Genomic DNA, 21,802 nt, shown 5'->3' on the forward strand with positions numbered 1-21,802 from the left:
TGTAGAATTCCTGATGGCCGCTTGCAAATACAAGCAGCCGGAAATTCAAGATATCCTTTTATGCACAGAAGGGCCGCCGCGGCGCTGATTTTGGGCTGCCGGTTCCGTCGCTCCCGGTTCCGACCAAACCATTGCCGAAATAAAGGTGGTGCACGGAATGGTCAGAAGCATGCCGAGGCTGCCAACCAGCGACTGCAGGAACTCAACGATGATTTCCTCCTGATTCACAAGCTGCATAATCGGATAATCGGAGGCGGCATAAATGATGAGAGTGACCAGGCTGCTTCCGACGTAAGCCAGGATCAGCGTATTCATCATGGTCCCCATAATGTCCCGCCCGATGGTCAGGCCCGATTTTATCAGGATATACCGCGAAATACGGCTGCCTCTGTTTGATTTTATTTCCACCAGCGAAGAGGCGATGGACATCGCCACGTCCATGGTGGCGCCAAGCGCTCCGATGGTAACCATGGCGAAAACGACCGCCTGAAGATTGAGCGGCTGGTTTGCAAACAGCTCTATCAGCCGGGAAGACTGATCGTTGTAAAAACCGGTCAGCTTCATGGTATGGTTGAACACCAGATAAATGCCTCCGGAGAAAACGACCCCTCCGATGCAGCCCAGCGCCGCGGCCAGGCTCTTCCGGTTCATCCCGCCCGTCAGCAGGAACGTCACACAGATGACATAGATGCTGACCAGCACCGTACAGAGGTAGATATTGAACCCCGCAAGAATCATCGGAAGAAAAACATAAAAGACGGACAGGCAGGTCAGAAGTAAGGCAATGACGGTATGCACTCCCTTTTTTCCGCCGAAAATCAGGATCAGCGCCGCCAGAATAACGGACAAAAGGATGATCTGATCGATTCTCTCATAATTTTCGAACACCCATTCCGTACTCTGGTCCTGCGTCAATTTCCCCAAGACCACTTTGTTGTTTTGGCTGACCGCGGGGGGCATTGTCGGATTATCGATATAGGAATATTGGGTAGCCTGTACCATTTCACCCTTGTTTTGTCCGCTTGTGATTTTTGCAGTAAACGTTACGATTTTTCTTGTGGAATCGTTTTGATCGGGCTGGGTACTGTTTACGGCTGTGACCTGAGCAAAGACCTGATCGTCCAATTCCGAATCCCTGCTCTGAACAATAATGCTGAGTTTATGCTGTTCCGCGATGCGGTTGCCCCCGTAAAGAAACAGAATGGATAAAATCAAAACAAAAAGATAAGCGGTCCTGTTCTGCTTGTACATCTTCATCATCACCTTCGTTATCAATTTGTATGACCACAAGGCAACAATTATGTAACTGATTTTACGCGGCATTCATCAGACGCTTTTTTCTCAATATAAAATTTTCAGCGGTCCATGAAATTTTTCAGATACTCCGAAACGGACCGGTTCATTTCCAGTGAAAAATCAGACATATATTTTCTTTTGCAGAAAGCCTCCAGACTCTCCCGCGAGCCATTCTCACCGTACATACGGAGCAGTTCTTCCGGCTGCATTTCCCTGTACGAATTTGTGTGGACGATATGTTCCTTGTCAAAACGTCCGGGCTTTCCCCTTTCCTTTTGCTGCTGAGTGGGATATCCGTAGACCACCATGACAGCCGGGAGTGTATATTCGGGCAAAGAGAGAAGTTCCCGGACCTTTTCACAACTTTCCAGAATATCCCCGATATAGCAGGAGCCAAGCCCCAGCGAATGAGCCGCCGTTACGGAATTCTGCGCGGCGATCAGGGCATCGGAACAGGCGAGCAGCAGGTCGCCGGGTCCGGGCTTGCGGGGGAACAGGCCAGCGGCGCCGAACATTTTATACCACTTGTCATAATCCGCCGCAAAGACCAGAACCACCGGGGCTTTGGCAATAAACGGCTGATGGTCGCAAAGGACGGATAACTGCTCCTTACGCTTGCTGTCCGTCACATCGATGATCGTGTACAGCATCATGTTTCCGGCCGTAGGCGCCTCAAACGCCGAGGCAATGATTTCGTTTTTCACATCCTGAGAAACTTCCCGGTTCTCAAAGACCCGCACCGATTTTCTCTCCCCCAGCTGTTTTAAAACTTCGTTTTCCAATCTCATTTTCCTCCTGACAGGTTTTGTGCTTATTATAGCACATTTGCGCCGGGCTTCTCCGGAAATTGCTGCAAATTCTTCCCGATGTCCTCTAAGAATCAAACGATCGGGCGAAAGGACAGCTTTACGGCCTGCGAAAAGACCACCTGTCATCGCGACCGAAGTTAGCGCTCCGCTGACGGGTACAAAGACTCACCAAACGGGTTCCCTTACATAAAGTGGATAGACAGACTATCAGTTTTAGGAGGGTTTCATTTGAACGATCGTTATTTTTCCGGATTAACGGGAGAAGTCGTAACCTCGCAGGACCCTGAGTATCAGAAAGACCGGCAGGAATGGAACCGGGCTATTCAAAAATACCCGTTAATTATTGTATATTGCTATCATAAACTTGACGTTTCAAATGCCGTTTTGTGGTCCGAACAGCACTGCGTTCCTCTCAGAATCAGAAGCGGAGGGCACAATTACGAAGGATACTCTACGGGGAATTCTGTTCTCATCATTGACGTCAGCCGCATGAAGGCTATTTCCATCCATGAAAACACAGTTACCGTAGAGGGGGGAGTCAGCAACAGAGAACTGTACGAGTATGTTTCTTCCAAGGGGTATCCTTTCCCCGGCGGAACCTGTCCCACCGTGGGATTGAGCGGTTACGCACTTGGCGGAGGCTGGGGCCTTTCCTGCAGACGTTTCGGACTGGGATGCGACAGTCTGGTCGAACTGGAACTCGTCGACTATAAAGGAAAAATCTTAACCGCAAGCAGCGAATGCAATCCGGATCTCTTCTGGGCATGCCGCGGAGGGGGAGGCGGCAGCTTTGGCGTTATTGTATCCATGACATTTCGTCTGCCGCCGAAAATCAGCCGCGTAACGTTTGTGGAAGTATATTATCAAAATACCGTCGAGGAGAGAAGAGCACAATTTCTGACAACATGGCAGAGATGGCTTGCACAGGCGGATGAAAGAATCACACTGATTGCCAGCATCTATCATTCGCAGGAGGAAGGCTACGCCATCTACCTCAGGGGCATTTTCTACGGAGCTTCACAGGAAGCACGTATCATTATGGAGCCGTTTACGGATTTGGAAGAAAATGAAGCAAGCATGGAGGAAATGTCCTTTTGGGAAGCCGTCACCATCATCGGGAACAGCTACCCAAGCTCCCAGATGTTCAAATCCACCGGCCGCTTTGTGATACGTCCGTTCAATGAGAGTGAAGTGTACCGGGTGACAAGTCTGCTTGAAGAAGTCCCGCAGGGCTCTGTGTACAGCGCGCTGACGCTTTACGCACTCGGTGGAAAGGTGAAGGAAAAAAGCAGTCGAGAGACAGCCTTTTTCTATCGTGACGCCGGATATATCATCGGGATACAATCCGTATGGACCAATCCGGCATATGAGCACAGTAATGTTGATTGGGTAAACAGGCAATTCCGTTACCTGAAAAGTGTGACGGAAGGCTCTTATGTGAATTTCCCCTACAGCGGACTCAGGGACTATCTGGACGCCTACTACGGGCTGAACGCAGGAAGACTGAGAGAGATAAAGGATCAATATGACCCCGACAACATTTTTCAGTTTCCGCAGAGCATTATTCCTTTTTATACCGGTCCTCACTGCCATTGAAGTGTGAGAAATCCGTACCACAGAAAAACGCTCACCCGCATATGCCGGGGAGCGTTTTTATCATGCGGCGGGAACCGCCTTTACATTTGTTCAAGCAGGGATGTGCAGCCTTCCATAATATCATTGTAGGTAATATCAAAATTACCGGTGTACCACGGATCGGCAATGTCCCGCGGCGAGGAGGTAAAATCCAGCAGCCGGCACACCTTCTTTTCCGGGTCGCCGCCCAGAATCCGCAGCATATTTCTGATATTGTGGCTGTCCATTCCAATGAGATAATCGTATGTATGATAATCGGATTTCCGGAGCTGAACAGCCGACCTTTGGTCCATGGAAATACCGGCCTCGCTCAGCTTCCGCTTTGTGCCGCGGTGAACCGGGTTCCCGATTTCCTCGGTACTGGTCGCGGCAGAGGCAATGGTAAAATCCTCTTTTTGTCCTCTCTGGGCGACCAGATGCTTTAAAACATATTCAGCCATCGGGCTGCGGCAAATATTGCCGTGACAGACAAACAGTATTTTAGGCACTATATTCACTCCATTATTTTTTGTTTCTGCAGCATCTGCAGACTGTATTCTGCCAGAACAGTTTTTCTGGAATCGTACCAGTCGTGATAAACCAGCTGCAGGCTCTTCACTTCAAAACGCCCAAACCCCCGCTCGGCGTTTTTCTCCAGAATGCGGAGCAGTTCCCGCCTGTTTTGCAGTTGTTCCATAAATCGGACAAAGGTGATATGGGACGAGACCGTTTCATAGCGCTCATCCAGTGCCAAGTGATGGCTGCGCAGTCCGTTCCGCAGCGCCCGGCGGATTTGTGCAAGCGTCTCTTCACTGTATCCCTTTACCAGAAGCGCGCCCTCGCTGGGAATGATTCCGCGAAGCGAAACGAAAAATGGCTGGAAACAGGATAAGACCTCGGCCAAAACCCCGCCGTAGCTTTCCGCCAGAGCATGGGTACAGGGAAAGCCGGGTTTTGCCGCAAGGATATCCAGCACGGTAATGTGAAAATCGGACGCCGGGTAATAGTACTGATCCGGCTCCGCCTTCCGAAGCGCCTGCTCCATCCGCAAAATTTGTTCCTTCGCTTCATCGGGAATACGGATCAGCAGGGCGATGCCCCTGCGGGTGTCGTCCTCCGGGTGCTTCAGCCAGAGGTCAATCTGTTCTTTGGAATTCCGGATGCAGTCAGTACCCCGCTCCGCGATTTCCGAATAAAGGGAGGCCTGCTCCATCCGATCACCTCAAAATCAGGATCATTTTTTAATCGCCATACCCAGAGGCTGTGTACCCCTTTTGTATGCATAAACAAATTATAACCCCGTTTTTTCGGTGAGTCAATGAAGGGACCGTTTAGCAACGGCCCCTTCATTGATGAAAATTCTTTTGTTATTTCAGGGTCCACTCCGCGCTCTGCCGCTGCAGCTGAACCATACGGGGATAAAGCTTTCCGCGCTTCATCAGTTCCTCCGGCTTTCCCTGTTCGGCCACGACGCCGCTGTCCAGCGCGACCAGATGGTCCGCGCCCGCGACGGTCCGCATCCTGTGTGCGATAATCAGCACGGTTTTGTCCTTGACCAGACGTGAAATTGCGGTCTGAATCTGGGTCTCGTTTTCCACGTCGAGGGAGGCGGTCGCTTCATCCAGCAGGATGACCGGCGCGTCCTTCAGCAACGCGCGCGCAATGGAGATACGCTGGCGTTCCCCGCCGGAAAGGGTGGAGCCGTTTTCCCCGATCACGGTGTGGTACCCGTCGGGGAAGCGGCGGATAAACTCGTCACAGTTGGCGGCTTTGGCCGCGGCGTACACCTCCTGATCCGTCGCGCCCTTGCGCCCCAGACGGATGTTGTTGAGGATCGTATCGTTGAACAGCACCACGTCCTGAAAGACGATGGCAAAGCTTTTCAGAAGCGTTTCCGGCTCCACTCCGGTCACGTCGACGCCGCCGACCGTTATTTTCCCGCGGTCCGCGTCCCAGAACCGGGCCGCCAGCTTGGCAGCCGTGCTCTTGCCGCCGCCCGAGGGACCGATCAGGGCCGTAACCTCCCCCTGCTTCGCCGTAAACGATACATCATCAAGAACCGTTTCCCCGTCGTTGTAGGAAAATCCCACATGGTCAAATACGATGTCGTATCCATCGGGATTGTACCGGCTGCTTCCGGCCTGAACCGGATGATTTTCCAGCTCCTTCATACGCCGTATCTGGATCTGCGCGTTGAATATTTCCGCCAGATGCATCAGGCAGACGGACAGGGGGTCATACAGACGGGAGACCGTCATTAAAAAGATCAGGTAAGTCAGAAAGTCCGTCCGCCCCTGCGAAAGCAGGCCGGCCCCCACTAAAATAACGATGGCGAATCCAAGCCGCAGAATCAGCTGGGACGAGGAAACAAAAACACCCGTTATCAGCTCCGAACGGATGGACGCCGAAATGACCCTGTCCAGCTTCCGGTCCAGCGCCGAAAGGTATTCCTCTTCCCGCCCGCACGCGCGGATATCGCGGACAGTCTCCAGACATTCCTGCACACCGTCGGCGGCGGCCAGCTTGATATCGACCTTCTTAGTCCCCCATTTATCCTGAATTCTTTTGCTCCCGACGGTCACAATCAGCGCCGCGGGAAGGACGATCAGCGTCGCCAGCGCCATCCGCCAGTCCATGACGAACAGCCCGATTCCCACCAGAGCAATGGAAATCACGGACCCGAACAGCTGGGGAACCGCGTGGGAGAAGGTGTGCTCCAGCTCCGTGCAGTCGCCCATCAGCGTGATGGTAAGCGCGCTCAGGTCGCGCTGTCCGAAAAAGGAGAGCGGCAGCATCCGCAGCTTTTCCGCAAGCGTCACCCGGCGGTTCGCGCTTTCCTCGTATGCGGAAACATAGGTGTTGCAGTACTGAATGTAGTGCAGAATAAAAATAACAACCAGAAGCCCCACGGCGATCGCCGTGTATTTCCAGACCTTTCCGGTATCGGAGGAGCCGCCGAAGAGCGGTTTCAGGAGCTCCTGCAGGGTCAGGATCAGCAGGCCGACCGGCAGCATCAGGCTGATATCAGCCACGGTGCTGGCGGCGATCCCTTTTTTCAGGTCTTTGGCGCCCTGCTCGCTCAGGGCAAATATCTTACGAAACATAGGAAACCTCCTTGCCGACGCTCCAGGAAACGGAGCTCTGATAGTCACGCCACAGCGAAGCGTAAATTCCGTCGTTTTTGAGCAGCTCTTCGTGCCGGCCCTTTTCCTCGATTGTGCCGTTGGACAGCACCAGAATTTCGTCCGCATTTTTCACCGTGGAAAGCCGGTGCGCAATCATCAGCACCGTCTTTCCCTTTGTCAGCTTTTCAAAGGCCACCTGAATCTTATGTTCGTTTTCCGGGTCGGCAAAAGCGGTGGCTTCATCCAGAACGATAATCGGCGCGTCCTTCAGAATCGCACGTGCCAGAGCGATCCGCTGCTGTTCGCCGCCGGACAGGTAAATGCCCCTGGTCCCGATCACTGTCTGCAGGCCTTGCGGCAGCTTTTCGAGAATATCGCCGCACTGAGCCGCCCGGGCGGCCCTTTCCACCTCCGCAGCAGCGGCGTTCGGCTTCGCCGCGCGGATATTGTTAAAAACAGTATCCTTAAATAGACGGGAATCCTGAAAGACAAACGCGATCTGCTTCATCAGCACGTCCGGCTCGATGTCCCGCACGTCTGCTCCGCCGATTTTGACACTTCCGGCATTTACATCCCAAAAACGGGGAAGCAGGCTGGCAGCCGTGGTCTTTCCGCCGCCGGAAGGACCCACCAGCGCGACCGTGGAGCCGGCCGGGACGGTAAAGCTGACGTCGTTCAGAGCCGGGATTTCCGAACCGGAATAGGTGAAGGAAACATGAGAGAATTCGATCTGCGACCCGGAAGGCATTTTCGGCACGTCCGGCTTCGGAAGCGGTTTTTCCTGCAGCAGGGAATCAATGCGGCGCACCGATTCCTCCGCAATCATTTTATAGCTGGCCATATACATGATCTTATTGATCATAGCGGAACAGGCCGGAGTAAACAGGAGATAAAAAATATAGTTCTGCAGAAACAGGCGGATGTCCGGCGCATACACGGCGAAAAGGAACCCGGCCGGAATCAAAAGGAAAAAGGTTCCGTTCAGAATGGTGGTAAAAGCGCTCATCGCTTTCTTAAAGGAGAGAGCGTAAGCGGAGACGTATTTTTTATACTTCATGATAGAGCTGTAGAAGCTCTTGAAGGAATAGACGGTCTGCTGGAACACCTTTACAACAGGCACTCCGCGGACGTATTCCACCGCCTCATTGTTCATCTCCTCCAGAGAATCCTGATACACTTTCATAAAATCCATGGATTCCCCGGTCATCATTTTCATCTGAATCACAAATCCGGCGGCCATAGGAATCAGGCAGATAAGGCCGAGCCGCCAGTCAAATATGAACAATAAGACCAGCATGGTCACCGCCGTTACAACAGTCCCGCTCAGGTCGGGAATCTGATGCGCCAGAAACGTTTCGGTCTGACCGGAGTTTTCATCGATGATTTTCCTCAGCTTTCCGCTGCTGTTCAGCGAAAAAAAGCCCAGCGGAAGCGTGACCAGATGCCGCAGGGCCTGTGATTTCATATTTCTGGCCGTATGGAACGCCGCAAGATGGGAGCACATCAGCGCCGCAAAATAGAGAACGAAGCCCACCGCGAAAGCGGCCACCGCCCACCAGCCGTACATGGCAAGGCTACCGCCGTTGAGCGCGGACATGTCCGGAGCAGCACGCAGAACCTCCCGGACACATAACCAAATGCAGACGAACGGCAGCAGCATAAATACCGAACTGATTCCCGACAGGACACAGGCCGTCACAACAAGAGCTTTGTACTTTCCCGCAAACTCAAGCAGCCGTGGAATCCCCGTTTTTTGCTTATGCATAAATTTCCTCCTTCAATATACAAAGTGTTCGGTTAGCGTACGCTAACTACAAGCTATTGTAAAAGATGCAAAAAGGGATTTCCACTCCAAAAAGCCCCGGCTGCTCCGAAAGGCCAGCTATTTATTGCGGTATTCCGAGGGGCTCATCCCCATGATTTCTTTAAAGGCGGAAGAAAACTTGCTGGGATTCTCGTACCCCACCCGGCCCGCGATTTCCGCTACGGTAAGCGCCCTGTCGCGCAGCAGCTCGGCGGCGGTCTGGATGCGGTATTCCCGCCGGTAAGCCGAAGCGCCCTTTCCGTAAATGGATTTGAAACAGTTTTTTAAGCCTGTCAGGCTGATTTTGTGCTCCCGCGCCAACTGTGCCAGCGTGATGTTCTTTTCGAGGGAGCGCGTCAGATGGTCCCGGATATGTTTTACCTTCCGCACCTGATTCGCGTCATAATAAGGGACTGTTTCATAAGGGGAGGACGGCAGATCTGCCAGCAGGGAAAGCAGCTCCAGCGTTTTCAGCCGCAGATATCCCGCCTGTATTTCCCAGTCCGCCCGGTAGATTTCGTCAAAAATCCACTGTATCCGTTCTGGGGATTTCAGAACAAAGCACCGGTTTTCGGGACAGAGCTTTTCGCGCAGTCCGTCCAGATGAATCTGGAAGCCGGACAGCTGTGCTTCAAAATATTTCTCGGCGACCCAAAGGTCCATAAAGACGGAGACGCCCTGATACATTTTAAGGGGGAAACAGTTGCCGCTGGCGGCGTTTTCCAGCATATTGACCGCGAGGTCCCCTTCTCCCATATAAGCATAGGTACCGCGCCTGAACTCACATTCAAAGCGGCCCCTCCGGCAGTGATTGATTTCCATCATGCCGGGCTGGGGCGACGCGGACTGAAAGCAATGAAACGTGGAAAAATCATTCAAGATCAGGTCCACTCCCGGAAACAGACTCAGGACCGTCATGGTCCCTTCCCCGTCCTCATACCCGACATGGTAAACCGTCCGGATTCCGCTTTGGGACTCCATGCTTACCTCCGGACCAAACGCCTGTTTTGTTCTCGATACCATCGCATTCCCCCGCTTTCAGGAACAATCTTAATAATTTACAGCATTTCCAGTTGATTCTGCAGCAAGGTCACGTTCCTCCCCCGCCTTCGGCGGGGGAGGAACGTGTTTTGTCTTGCAAACTGAAATGGTTGATGTAGTTTTATGTTAGCATATGCTAACCTCAAATACAAGAAAATTCTGAAAGGCCTATGGTTCCGGCCCCTGCTCCAGCATCGACATAAAATTCCTCATGGCCTCCGTCAGGTACTTGTTTTTATGATAAATCAGTTTAAACCGCCTCTGAAAGCGGATGCCTTTCACATCCCTGCGGCACAGCAGTCCGGATTTCACTTCATTCCGGACGGCCCGCGCGGAGATGACGGAAACGCCCAGCCCCGCCGCCACGGCGTTTTTAATGGTATCCGCGTTGTTGCAGGTCCAGGCGGCTTCCCAGGGAAATCCGTTTTCGGCCATTTTATCCTCAAAGGTTTTTCGGGTTCCGCTTCCTTTTTCCCTGATGATAAAATTTTCCGTTCCCAGTTCCCGCGGATCGACTTCGCCGCAGGCGGCAAAACGGTGACGGGGAGAGCAGATCAGAACCAGCTCGTCGTCCATAAAGGCGCGGCTGACAATGTCCGGGGAAACGGTTTCGCCCTCGACCAGTCCAAGGTCAACGGCATCCTTCAGAATCAGATCCTCTATTTTCGCCGTATTGTCCTCGACCACTTCCATCCTTACCGCCGGATTAATTGTCCGGAACCTTGAAACGGCTTCCGGCAGGACATGGGCGCCGACGGTGACGCTCGCGCCGAGGCGGACGGTTTCGCTGTGACAAAGAGCCCTCATATCGTTTTCCGCTTCGGCGTTCATGCGTATCATATGGCGCGCATAGCCCAAAAGCTTCCGCCCGGCCTGCGTAAGATAAAGCTTTCGCGACAGCCGCTCAAAAAGCCGGACCCCGTAGTGGTTTTCCAGCTCCGCGATCGCCTGGCTCACCGCGGGCTGAGAGATAAAAAGCCTTTCCGCCGCCGTTGTCATATTCATGGTATCGCAGACCGCGACAAAGATTTTAAAATGCCTTAACGTCATATTTTCTCCTCCACAGCTTTTTCAGCTGGTTCTGCAGCAAGGTTGTGTTCCTCCCCTGTCAAGGGCGGGGGAGGAACATTTTGTCTCTCAAATGGAAATGGAATTGCTGTAATCATAATCATTTTCTAATAGTATCAATAAGATAATAATATTTTACTAATCGTCAGTCAAGGCGTATGATAAACGGCGAAGGAGAGAATGAAATGAATAAATTGCTCAAAAAGCTGCCGGGCATTGCCCTGACGGCGGTGATCGCCATCCCCGCGTGGCTGATCGGAAAAATCATTCCCGTTGTGGGCAGCCCCGTTCTGGGTATCCTGTTCGGCATGCTGCTGGCTTTCTGGAAAAGGCCGCGGCAGTTCGACGACGGCATCGGCTACACTTCCAAAAAGCTGCTGCAGTACTCCATCATCCTGCTGGGCTTTGAAATGAACCTGTTCAACGTCTTTAAGGTCGGGAAGCAAACGCTCGTGTTAATGGCCTTTACGCTTACGGCGGCCTTTCTGACCTCCTATTTTGCCGGTAAGCTTTTAAAGCTGGACGGCAACACCAAAACGCTGATCGGGGTCGGCTCCGCCATCTGCGGCGGGTCGGCGATTGCGGCGACCGCGCCCGTCATTCACGCGGACGACGACGAAGTCGCGCATTCCATTTCGACGATCTTTCTGTTCAACGTCATCGCCGCCTTCCTGTTTCCCTTTCTGGGACATGCTCTCGGCATGAGCGACCAGAGCTTCGGCCTTTGGGCGGGTACCGCGGTCAACGACACCTCCTCCGTTGTCGCCGCCGGGTACACATTCAGCAACGCGGCTGGCAATCTGGCGGTCATCGTCAAGCTGACCAGAACGCTGATGATCGTCCCCGTTACGCTTGTGCTGGCGGTTTATACCGGAAAAAAGGAAGCCGGAAGCAGCAAGGGAGGCTACAGCATCACAAAAATTTTTCCGTGGTTCGTGCTGGGATTCATTCTTGCTTCGGTCGCCAACACCTTTCTGCCCCTGCCCGCCGGAATGGGGAGCTTTTTATCGCAGGCAGGCAAATTCGTTATTGTGATGGCTATGGCGGCAATCGGGCTGAACACCAATCTGGTAAAGCTGGTAAAGAGCGGCGGCAGACCGATTCTGCTCGGTTTTCTCTGCTGGGCGGTCCTTTCGGTCACCTCTCTGGCGGTACAGCATTTTATACTTCGAGTATAATTTCAGCGTTTTATCCCCTCTGCGCGCTCAAGCGTGCGGCTTGACAAAATGGAAAACCGCTATTACAATAAGTCCATGTGTAAATGAAAATCATTTGCATATGGACTTTCTATTTCCCGACATTGTGACCATATTATTCTGTGCGGAGGAAGGCATCATGATAAAAACAGCACGCGGGCAGCTCCGCAAACAGAATTTCCGCGGAGGGCTCTGAAGATGACGAAAATTGAAATCATCTGCGGTTTTCTGGAAAGCGGAAAAACCACGCTGATCCAAAAGATACTGGAACAGGAATACTGCAAAGAGTACCGCCGGATTGTAATTCTACAGTGCGAAGAAGGGCTGACGGAATTCCGCGCTTCCGCAATGGCAAATAAGGACGTTGTTCTGGCACAGATTGAACAGCCGGAAAAAATACGGAAAAGGCTGTTCAGCAAAATGAAGGAAGAGCTTGACCCCGACCTCATTTTGATCGAGTACAACGGGACATGGCCGATCGAGCAGCTGCTGCGCGTGCGGCTGCCTGCGGATTACCGGATCGACCGGATTCTGTTCTGCGCCGAGGCTTCCACCTTTCCTCTCTATATGAAAAATACGGGAAGCATGATGCTGAATCAGCTGAGCAACGCGGACGCGGTCTTTTTTAACCGCTGCGGCGGGGATACCGACGCGCTGAAAGCAACGGTAAAAAGCTGCAACCGCACGGCGGAGCTTTGCTTTACGGAGGCGGCGGCGGAACAGTACGCTGCACGGGTCCTCAAGCCGGAGGAAGTGCGGAAAGAAAACAGCCTGCGCAAAAAAAAGCAAATCGGCACGGCAGCCGCGCTGGTCGCCCTGTATTTCCTTGCCATCCATTTCTTTCTGAACGCGCCTCCCTATATCAAAAGCATCAACATGATCTTTATCGGCATTCTGATGCAGGCCGTACCGTTTTTGCTGGTCGGCTCTTTTGTTTCCGGACTTTTGCAGGTTTTTGTTTCGGACGATACTCTTGTGCGGATGTTTACCGGCCATAAGTGGCTGGGGTATCCGCTGGCCGTGGTATCCGGCTTTTTCTTCCCCATCTGCGATTGCGGAATCGTCCCGATCGCTTCACGGCTGACCCAGAAGGGCGTCCCTTTATCAAAGGCCATGGTCTTTATGCTGGCTGCCCCGGCCATGAACCCCATTACGATCCTGTCTACGATTTACGCGTTCCCGGGGCAGCCGCAATACGCGCTGTACCGCGTCCTGCTGGGAACGGTGGTGGCGCTGCTCGCGGGTCTGGTCCTGAATCTGACGCATGTCCGGACCGAAGACGTCTTTCTCTCTTCCTCCGCGGCCTGCTCCTGTTCCGCGGCGACGGTCAATGTACAGGGAAGCGGCGCGGCGGCAAAGGCCGAGTCGGTGCTTCTGATTTCCGGCCAGGAATTTTTTACGATGGGAAAATATATTGTAGCCGGTGCTTTCGTATGCGCCGTGCTGCAGCAGGTGGTCCCCGTTTCCTACTTCAGCAATACGGGCTCCCGAATCATTCTTCCGCTGCTGCTGATGCTGCTGGCCGCCTTTTTCATGTCGGTCTGCTCCACCTCCAACGCGTTTATCGGCAGAAGCTTTCTGAATATTTTTCCTATGGCGGCGGTCATGGGCTTTATCGTAATGGGTCCCATGCTTGACCTTTCCAACTTATTGATGCTGGGCAGCAATTTTAAAAAGAGCTTTATCGTAAGGCTGGCCTGTACTCTGCTGACGATTGCTTACCCCGTCTTTTTACTGTTTTCCGTTTTTCTGATAGGAGGCAAATAATGAAACGAAAAGCGAATTCCGAACTGATCTTTCAGGCGCTGATCTGTATGGCGCTCTCCGTCCTGTTTGTCTTTGCGCTGATTTCGGGTAAGGCTTCCAATTATATTCATCCCCGGCTGTTCGGGTTTCTGTGGTTCGCCGCCGCCTTTCTGTTTTTGATCGGCGTCGTTATGCTGCGTTACTCAAAAACGCCGAAGCACAATGCCAGGCCGCTCAAAAATATGATTCTGGTAATTCCCATCCTCACCGCGGTCCTGATCCCGGTGGGAGCGGTCCAGAGCCAGGCGATTTCCTTCGGAATTTCCGCCGGAAGCACGCTCAGCAGCGCTGCCGCGCAAAACCCCGTTTCTTCAGCGCCGGACAAAGGGACCGTGATACCGGACACCACAACCAGCAAAGACGATATTGGGATCGAGGTTTCCTCCCCTTCCTCCAACGTGCCCGGAGAGGATGAAAACGGAGTCATTACCGTCACCGACGAACAGTTCGCAAGCTGGTATCAGGATATCAATGAAAACATGAAAAAGTACGAGGGAAAAACCCTGAAGATGAAAGGGCAGGTTTTCCGCATGAACACGTTCGGAGCCAGCGAATTTGTCCCGGCGCGCTACGCCATGGTCTGCTGTGCCGCCGATTTGCAGCCCTGCGGGGTTCTGTGCCGCAGCAGCGCGGCTTCCCAGTATCAGGACGGCGAATGGCTCTGGGTGACCGGGGAAATCAAGATTGAAAACTACCAGGGGCAGACGATGCCCGTCTGTTACGTGACCAAAATCGAAAAGGCGGAAAAGGCGAAGCAGGAGTATATTTATTTCACCTACTGACGCAGCGGCTGCTGGCATTCCCGGCGGACGGCTGCACCGGCTTTGGGACGCCGGCAAAAATTCCATGACAGGAAAGTGAGGAAACTCAATGAGCACAAAAATCGATATTATTTCGGGCTTTCTGGGTTCCGGAAAGACGACCCTGATTAAAAAACTGCTGAACGAGAAGCTGTCCTCGGAAAAAGTGGTCATTATTGAAAATGAATTCGGAGAGATCGGGATCGACGGGGGAATCCTGAAAAACACGGGAATCCAGATCAGAGAGATCAACGCCGGCTGTATTTGCTGTACCCTTTTGGGGAACTTCGACGCCGCTTTAAAGGATGTATTGAAAAAATACCACCCGGACAGGGTCATCATTGAGCCCTCCGGCGTCGGCAAGCTTTCCGACATTACAGAGGCCTGCAGAAAGGTCATCGCTCAGTCGGACAGCGAAATCAATATACAGGCAGTAATTGTTGATCCTATAAAATACAAAATGTATATCAAAAACTTTTCAGAATTCTTCAGCAATCAAATCGAATGCGCAAAGACAGTCATTCTGAGCCGGACTCAGAAAGTCGAAGCGGAAAAGCTTTCGGAAGTGGTGAAGGATATCAAAGCCCGCAATCCTTTCGCCAAGATCATGACGACCCCGTGGGAGGAGCTTTCCGCGGAGACCATCATCACCGCGGCGGAACAGGAAGGCGCCGTTCCGCTGATTGAACAGGAAGCTCCGCACAAGCACGGCGGCCACTGCGGGGATCATGAGCACGACCACCATTGCGAAGGACATGGGCATGAACACGGGGATCACTGTGAAGGCCATGACCACCACTGGGAAGGCCATGTGCACGACCGCCATTGCGAAGAGCATGAGCATGACCACCATGGGGAGGGCCATGTGCACGATCATCATTGCGAAGGACATCACCACGCCGATGATGTGTTTGAGAACTGGGGTGTGGAAACGCCGCGCACCTTCTCCGAAAAAGAAATCAGGGATATTCTGAAAATACTCTCCGATTCCGAAAAATACGGCACGGTTCTGCGCGCAAAGGGGATTGTGCCCATGGATGAGAAGGACTGGACACAGTTCGATTTCGTCCCGGAGGAGTTCGAGCTTCGTCCGATCGCCCCCGACTATACGGGCCGCCTGTGCGTGATCGGGGTAGGACTCAACCGCCCGGCGCTGGCGGAGCTCTTCGGCGTCTGACGGCCTTTGCCTTGCCGGACCCGATTTCTGCGGGATATTGACATCCGGCTCCCTTGACTGTAAACTGATGGAGAAACCAGGTATGTTGTCAGGCAAGTTGGGGAATTTGCCCGAAAGGGAGCTGATCGTTTTGGCAAGACCAACCAAGTGGAGAAAAATTGAAAATATCCCTGCCATCCCCTATTTTGTCCCCTCCGAAACAGAGGCCGCGGAAGTCCCGGAAAACATCCTCAAGCTGGAGGAGCTGGAAGCCGTACGCCTGAAAGACCTGGAAGGGCTGGAGCAGGGCGAATGCGCCGAAAGGATGGAAGTATCCCGCCCGACTTTTCAGCGTATCCTGCTTTCCGCAAGGGAAAAGATCGCGGACAGCCTGATTAACGGAAAAACCATCCATGTGGAGGGCGGAACCTTCACGCGTAATATCTGCCCGGTAAAGTGCCGGAGCTGCGGCAAAGAGTGGACGGAAAGCTTTGAAAGCCTTGCTCCGATTGGGAACGGCGATTACGCCTGCCCTTCCTGTGGGTCAAAGGAAGTAAGCTGCGGCAAAAACTGCAAAGGGAAATTCTGCCGCAGAAACTGCTGCTGGTTCGGCGGAAACAACGAATAAAACACGAACGATACAGAAAGGCCAAAGGAAATTCCTTTGGCCTTCTTTTATGCGATTTCATCGGCAGATATTGACATATGCCCATTATCGCATTATAATTATGGGCATAAGATCAAAATTCGGGCATCGCAATATTACAGATTACAAAAAATCAGGAGGAACGGAAAATGAAAATTGCAGTTGCAAGCGACGACAAAGGCAGGTTGGTAACGGGGCACTTCGGCCATTGTGAAGGATTTGCACTCTTTGAAACGGAAAACCGGCAGATCACGGACAGGGAATTTGTTCCAAATCCCGGCCATAAACCGGGTTTTTTGCCGAATTTCCTGAACGATCGCGGAGTAAAGGTCGTCATTTCCGGCAGTATGGGCGACGGGGCGGCGGAAATTTTTAAAGAGAAAGGGATCGAAATCTTTACCGGAGTGACCGGTGAGACCGAAGCCGCGGTCGACAGCTATTTGAACGGCACACTGAAGTCTTCCGGTTCGGTTTGCCACGAACATCAGCACGCGGATGAGTGCGGAGAATAACGCCGACAGAAAAAGAACAGTACCCGAAAAGGCCGAATCGCCTTTTCGGGTACTGCTTATTTCCAGATGCTTTTTGACGGAAACGGCTGAAAGTAGCTTCCGTATGAATATTCATGCCGTCTTTTTATTTCTCAATAATATAATCCTTAATTTTATTCAGAATTTTCTGATCGTCGGAATGAATGTTCAGCTGAAGAGGCTTGGACAAATCGATGCTGAAAATCCCCATAATCGATTTGGCGTCCACAATATGCATTCCTTCAATAATTTCAAAGTCCACTTCCTCATTGCTGATGCTGGAAGTGAATTTTTTTACCTTCTCAATGCTGTCCAAAAGTATTTTCACAGTCATCATAATCTGATTTCCTATCTCCTTACTGAATGGATTTTCCTTGGTTATTGGCCCTGTCGATTACCTTCTGCCGGAAATTAATGACCTGATGCTCGTATTCCTGATTCATCAGGCTGGAATTAATCATGAAATCGGCGGTCGCCTTATTATTTGCTATCGGAATATCGTACACCTGGGCGATTCTCAGCAATGCCTTTACGTCGGGATCATGCGGCTGTGCTTCCAGAGGATCGGAAAAGAAGATCACAAAGTCGATATTTCCCTCCACGATTTTAGCGCCGATCTGCTGATCGCCGCCAAGCGGTCCGCTGTTATAGCCCTTTACGGGAAGGCCTGTCCGGTCGGTCACCATTCTTGCCGTCGTTCCGGTGCCGCACAAAAAATGGTTTTTCAGAACATCCTGATTTTTCGCGCACCACTCAATCAGTTCCTGTTTTTTTCCGTCATGGGCAATCAGAGCGATTTTTTTCTGTTTTCCGATTGTAAAGGTAATAAACTCATTATCCATAAATCATTCTCCTGTCTTATTGTTTCCATCGGCTCTTCTCGTATCCTGAAATGATTTTTCTATTGTTTATAAAGTCTCCGGATCAAATCCCGATAATCATTCGGCGATCTACCATATTATAGCAGATGACCACAGGGAGTTCAAGGGAATCCGAATGCTCCGGAGCGGTGCTGAAAGCCGCAGAACCTTCCGGAATCATCTGCATAAAAGGCGCTGTGTGAGGATATCTGAAAAGATTTCCATCCCGTCCGTTCGTACAATCCGGACGGCATCGTCAAACTGGCCGCTCTGGGGCAGAATGGACGAAAGGATATTTTTCTTTTCCAAAATCCGCTCCGGATGAAAAATCACATTTTTTTGTCCGTTAAAAATCGCCACATAAAAAATCCCCGTTTCGACAAGGTCCTGAAAAAAGTGGCTGCCATAGGACAGCTCCGGCATCAGTCCCTCCGCGGGCGACGCAACCTCACAGATCGCCGCCATGTTGCAGAGCTCTGAAAAATGCACGGGGACACCCAAAGACGGCGTTGTCGTCCCCCAGCGTCCGGGGCCCATCAACAGGACATTCTTCCCCTTCAGTGCGGTATTGATCATGCCGATCTGCCGCGCGACCATATATTTATTCTGTTCACTCAGATTCAGATACGCGGGCGCGTGTACATAAACGACATAATCAATGAGCAAATGCACGTTCCCGCCCATGAAATTCCCCTCGGAAGCGAAAAAGCAGTCGTGTTCATCCGTGAGTGCGGGAATTTCCACGGATTTTCCCAGACCCCGCGTCTGCAGCGGACGGCACTGCAGAAGGTTCACTTTAAAGGACCGGTCCTGCCTGAAATTTGCCGTAAATTCAACATCCACAGGATAGCTGTATACGTTCGACAGAAGCGCCAGCAGGTCTTTCATGAAGCGGGGAAACTCCGTCGTTTTCAGCAGCTTTTCAAAGTGGAGGATATGCGGTATTTTTTTGTCGCTGTACCCCAGCTCGCGCAGCCGCGCGGCCGCCCGGAAGTCCTGTCCGGCGAACAGCTCCCTGTCCGTATGGATGTCATACGACAAAATTTCTTCCAGCCCCTTGCCGGTCAAAGCGTTTTCCGGAAGAGAAAGGACATCGACAAAGTGCTGGGAAAATTTCTGCTGATCGTCGTAATCCGTCGGCGGAGTTCGCAGAGGGTCGTCCAGACAGACGATCTTGACATAGTCGCCGACCGTTCTGTCCACCGCCCGGGTACCGAGCCCGAACACCAGACGGAGCATCCCTGCCTCCATGTCGACGCTTTTATCCCAGACATAAAGATTGGAGGAGTTCCCTACGCCGGCAAGATGCGGGAAAAAGTTCTCCCCGTGGTAATCCCCGGAAACGCGCTGGACCAGAATGGCCATCTGCTCATCCTTTTCGGAAAGCCCCCTGCTGATCCGGTAGGAAAGCGCGTCTTCGTTCATCGTGCTGGCGTAAACCGTGCGGATCGCCCGTTCAAAGGCTTCGTAGCGCTCCTCGGGGGTGCCCTGATTCACGCAGAAGATGCTGTCGTACTTCCCGGCGAAAGCATTACCGAAATTGTCCTCCAGCAGGGAGCTGGAACGCACGATAATGGGAGACTGGCCGAAATGCTCGAGCATCTGGAGGAACTGCTCCTGAATCGTTTCCGAAAACCTGCCGTGCAGAAGCCTTTCCTTCAATTCAGGGGCGTATTTGAAATAGCCCCCTTCCGTTTTCTGCTTCATCCGCAGCTTCCACAGGCCGTTTTGAACAAGATAGGTATAAAAAAGATCGGAGCCGAGGTAATAGGAGTCGTGGGGCTCCAGAAAGGGAGTGAACCGGTTTCCGCCGTCCTTCTCCAGTATTTTCCGGGCGAGCAGCATACCAACGCTTTTGCCGCCGACGAACCCTGTCCCGACCTCCCGGGCATAGATCATCAGGATATCGTTCAGGGTAAAATAGCGGTCGCACAGCTCAAACATTCTGGACTTTTCCCCGATCAGCATGGACATCAGGTCCCTTTTGACCTCTTCCTGCCGTTCCGGGGCAAGGTGGACGGCCTCTTTCGCCCGGTTGAAAATCACGTCCCAGTAGTCAAGCCGCTCTTCCCCGCGGCTGATTCCGGAAAAAAGCTCGGCGGCGTCCGCGCTGGACGTGATGGAGACCGCCTCCCCCTCCTGGATCAGATGGGGAAAAAACATGGTGGGGGAATAGCGCTTGAGCACCTTGAGCGGATGGATATAGAATTTGCCGCCGACCTGATACAGGTCGAGCAGAAGCTGCGTCGTCTCACGGATTCCGGCAATGGTGCCGTAGGTGTGGATGTTGCGCATGATCGCGAAATAGGCGACCGTGTCCAGCTCGTACAGGAACGGGCAGGTCACTTTAAAAAAGTTTTCGATCATCAGGTCGCAATGCCAGTATTCCAGCAAATCGGTCAGACAGTCAAAGACATAGAAAGCTTTTCTGCCCTCCCGCTTCACCAGACTGTATACTTCGGCGACAAAGCTTTCAAAGCCTTTCTTCGCCTCGATCCGATAGAGCCTGATATCCGGACTGTCCTGCAGAATCGGTTCGTGTCCGGCAAAACGGACGTAGATCAGTCTTCTGTGATCCCGCTTCGCCTGTGCGACAAACGGTTCCGCCATTTTCCGATAATCGTCCGCAGTATCCACCTGCCAGACCACGTTGTCCCCCAGCCTGAGGCTGTCGATCACCCGGTCAAAGCCGCCCAGCCCGGTGCTTACCCGTTCATGTATGTTCATGCTGCACCTCCGTTTTGCCGATTCTTTTCCGTAAACAATTTTTTCTTATTATAACACAAACAGCGCCGCATTTCTGCGGCGCCGTTTTTTATTATGTTATGATCGCATTCAGGTGGAGGACCGGATCACCAGCTCCGTCGGAAACACAATGTTCCGGACCATGCCGGCATCTCCGCAGATGCGGCTGTACAAAACATCCGCCGTTGTTTTCCCCATCTCCTGAACAGGTACGGAAACAGTCGTAAGGCCGGGGAAAGTGTAGGAGGATATGGAGTCGTTGTTGAAGCCGATCACCGCGACGTCCTGCGGAACGGTAAGTCCCATTTCCTTAATCAGGGGAAGCACGGCGGACGCCAGCGTATCGTTTCCGACAAAGATCGCGTCGGGGCGGTCTTCCGCAGGCAGCGATAAAAGCCCGCGGACATCATTCAGGCAAACGCCGATGTCCCATTTACAGTCGAGCATCCACTCCGGACGGTACTCCAGCCCGGCAAGCTCCAATGTGGAACGGATGGCGATCTGCCGCTTGTCGCTGCGGAAATCCTTCAAATTGGCGCCGCCGACATAGGCTATTTTGCGGTACCCCCGGTCGATCAGATGGCGGACAGCCTGAACCGACGCATTGAACAGATCGAAGCCGATATTATCCAGATTGCCGTACGCCGTGTCGCAGCCCACCACATACCTGACACGGCTGCAGACGTAGCGGAAGGCATCCTCTGGAAGGTCGTCCATGATGACCAGCCCGTCCAGGTCCCGCCCTAAGGTGAGATCCAGCTTCTGGGGATCGCTCAGCTCGCTGTAGTTGCGCACTGTGGTAATGATGCAGTTATGCTCCAGCAGCCTGCTTTCCAGCGCCGATAAAATGGAGGAAAAATACGGGTCTGCGTATTTTTCCGCAGTCATGGACAAAATACAGCAGATATTTTTAGCCTGCACCTTCGGCACCCGCCGTTTATAAGAATAATTGAGAGCGACGGCGGCGTCCTTTACTCTTTTGCGCGTCTTTTCGGTCGCCTTATAATTCGCATCCCCGGACAAAATTCGCGATACCGTGGCAATGGACACATCCGCATATTTTGCCACATCCCTGATTGTCGACATCGTGTTCCTCCTATCAATGCGCAGTTGTTTGCCAAACAAATTATAAGCATTCGCCAATAAAATGTCAATCCAAAGTAAAAAAGCTGAAAAAGGAAAGTTATCCTTCTGCGATTTTCTCAAAAGAAAGATTATTTTGCAATATTGGCGGCCGAATAAGGACAAATTAAAAGCAGGCGAATCTGAAAATCATAACCGTTAAGCTTTGTTTACTAAAATAATA

At 52.3% G+C, this 21,802-nt stretch carries 19 protein-coding genes; 7 read left to right on the forward strand and 12 right to left on the reverse strand.

Translation table 11 applies throughout. From position 1 onward, the window contains the following. Positions 1 to 45 precede the first annotated feature (45 nt). Positions 46 to 1,251 carry a YibE/F family protein gene (locus tag LY85_RS05350; protein ID WP_185741112.1) on the reverse strand — a complete coding sequence of 402 codons (1,206 nt, stop codon included), beginning with the start codon at positions 1,249 to 1,251 and terminating at the stop codon, positions 46 to 48. Positions 1,252 to 1,355: 104 nt separating this feature from the next. Beyond that, positions 1,356 to 2,084, reverse strand: a complete 729-nt coding sequence (locus LY85_RS05355; RefSeq protein WP_141825778.1) for a nitroreductase family protein — start codon at positions 2,082 to 2,084, stop codon at positions 1,356 to 1,358. A gap of 249 nt (positions 2,085 to 2,333) precedes the next feature. Between LY85_RS05355 and LY85_RS05360 the strand changes: the two genes are divergently transcribed. Beyond that, positions 2,334 to 3,701 (forward strand): FAD-binding oxidoreductase, encoded by a 1,368-nt coding sequence (locus LY85_RS05360; RefSeq protein ID WP_141825779.1) that lies wholly within the window; start codon positions 2,334 to 2,336, stop codon positions 3,699 to 3,701. Positions 3,702 to 3,781: 80 nt separating this feature from the next. Here LY85_RS05360 and LY85_RS05365 read toward each other — a convergent pair whose 3' ends face one another. From LY85_RS05365 to LY85_RS05390, 6 genes are all read right to left on the reverse strand, one after another. Next, a complete protein-coding gene (locus tag LY85_RS05365) occupies positions 3,782 to 4,228 on the reverse strand; it encodes a low molecular weight protein-tyrosine-phosphatase (protein WP_141825780.1) in 447 nt (148 codons plus the stop codon). A gap of 5 nt (positions 4,229 to 4,233) precedes the next feature. Further along, entirely contained in the window at positions 4,234 to 4,932 is a 699-nt protein-coding gene (locus LY85_RS05370; protein ID WP_141825781.1) for a 2'-5' RNA ligase family protein, read from the reverse strand. 154 nt (positions 4,933 to 5,086) lie between these two features. After that, entirely contained in the window at positions 5,087 to 6,823 is a 1,737-nt protein-coding gene (locus tag LY85_RS05375) for an ABC transporter ATP-binding protein (RefSeq protein ID WP_141825782.1), read from the reverse strand. Continuing rightward, positions 6,813 to 8,609, reverse strand: coding sequence for an ABC transporter ATP-binding protein (locus LY85_RS05380; RefSeq protein WP_141825783.1), 1,797 nt, complete (start codon positions 8,607 to 8,609; stop codon positions 6,813 to 6,815). Before LY85_RS05380 ends, LY85_RS05375 begins: the two co-directional genes overlap by 11 nt. A gap of 117 nt (positions 8,610 to 8,726) precedes the next feature. After that, positions 8,727 to 9,671 carry an AraC family transcriptional regulator gene (locus LY85_RS05385; RefSeq protein WP_141825784.1) on the reverse strand — a complete coding sequence of 315 codons (945 nt, stop codon included), beginning with the start codon at positions 9,669 to 9,671 and terminating at the stop codon, positions 8,727 to 8,729. A 186-nt stretch (positions 9,672 to 9,857) separates the two neighbouring features. Continuing rightward, on the reverse strand, positions 9,858 to 10,739 hold the full coding sequence (locus LY85_RS05390) for a LysR family transcriptional regulator (protein WP_141825785.1): 882 nt from the start codon (positions 10,737 to 10,739) through the stop codon (positions 9,858 to 9,860). A gap of 203 nt (positions 10,740 to 10,942) precedes the next feature. Between LY85_RS05390 and LY85_RS05395 the strand changes: the two genes are divergently transcribed. The 6 genes from LY85_RS05395 to LY85_RS05420 all read left to right on the forward strand — a co-directional run bounded on the left by LY85_RS05395 (position 10,943) and on the right by LY85_RS05420 (position 16,873). Further along, positions 10,943 to 11,935: a YeiH family protein gene (locus LY85_RS05395; RefSeq protein WP_141825786.1), complete on the forward strand. Its 993-nt coding sequence runs from the start codon at positions 10,943 to 10,945 to the stop codon at positions 11,933 to 11,935. A 216-nt stretch (positions 11,936 to 12,151) separates the two neighbouring features. Continuing rightward, positions 12,152 to 13,720 carry a permease gene (locus LY85_RS05400; RefSeq protein WP_141825787.1) on the forward strand — a complete coding sequence of 523 codons (1,569 nt, stop codon included), beginning with the start codon at positions 12,152 to 12,154 and terminating at the stop codon, positions 13,718 to 13,720. Further along, positions 13,720 to 14,541: a TIGR03943 family protein gene (locus LY85_RS05405; RefSeq protein ID WP_141825788.1), complete on the forward strand. Its 822-nt coding sequence runs from the start codon at positions 13,720 to 13,722 to the stop codon at positions 14,539 to 14,541. Before LY85_RS05400 ends, LY85_RS05405 begins: the two co-directional genes overlap by 1 nt. A gap of 88 nt (positions 14,542 to 14,629) precedes the next feature. Beyond that, positions 14,630 to 15,736: a GTP-binding protein gene (locus LY85_RS05410; RefSeq protein WP_141825789.1), complete on the forward strand. Its 1,107-nt coding sequence runs from the start codon at positions 14,630 to 14,632 to the stop codon at positions 15,734 to 15,736. A 130-nt stretch (positions 15,737 to 15,866) separates the two neighbouring features. Beyond that, on the forward strand, positions 15,867 to 16,343 hold the full coding sequence (locus LY85_RS05415) for a DUF134 domain-containing protein (protein WP_141827984.1): 477 nt from the start codon (positions 15,867 to 15,869) through the stop codon (positions 16,341 to 16,343). A 167-nt stretch (positions 16,344 to 16,510) separates the two neighbouring features. Further along, entirely contained in the window at positions 16,511 to 16,873 is a 363-nt protein-coding gene (locus LY85_RS05420; protein WP_141825790.1) for a NifB/NifX family molybdenum-iron cluster-binding protein, read from the forward strand. A gap of 124 nt (positions 16,874 to 16,997) precedes the next feature. On the opposite strand, the gene LY85_RS05425 is transcribed toward LY85_RS05420, so the two are convergent. The 4 genes from LY85_RS05425 to LY85_RS05440 all read right to left on the reverse strand — a co-directional run bounded on the left by LY85_RS05425 (position 16,998) and on the right by LY85_RS05440 (position 21,582). After that, on the reverse strand, positions 16,998 to 17,228 hold the full coding sequence (locus tag LY85_RS05425; protein ID WP_141825791.1) for an HPr family phosphocarrier protein: 231 nt from the start codon (positions 17,226 to 17,228) through the stop codon (positions 16,998 to 17,000). Positions 17,229 to 17,247: 19 nt separating this feature from the next. Continuing rightward, on the reverse strand, positions 17,248 to 17,733 hold the full coding sequence (locus LY85_RS05430; RefSeq protein WP_141825792.1) for a methylglyoxal synthase: 486 nt from the start codon (positions 17,731 to 17,733) through the stop codon (positions 17,248 to 17,250). A gap of 195 nt (positions 17,734 to 17,928) precedes the next feature. Next, on the reverse strand, positions 17,929 to 20,478 hold the full coding sequence (locus LY85_RS05435; protein ID WP_141825793.1) for a PEP/pyruvate-binding domain-containing protein: 2,550 nt from the start codon (positions 20,476 to 20,478) through the stop codon (positions 17,929 to 17,931). Positions 20,479 to 20,586: 108 nt separating this feature from the next. Continuing rightward, positions 20,587 to 21,582: a LacI family DNA-binding transcriptional regulator gene (locus LY85_RS05440; RefSeq protein ID WP_141825794.1), complete on the reverse strand. Its 996-nt coding sequence runs from the start codon at positions 21,580 to 21,582 to the stop codon at positions 20,587 to 20,589. Positions 21,583 to 21,802: the final 220 nt, after the last annotated feature.

The organism is Clostridium sp. KNHs216 (genome assembly GCF_006714885.1).
GTDB lineage: Bacteria > Bacillota > Clostridia > Oscillospirales > Acutalibacteraceae > Caproiciproducens.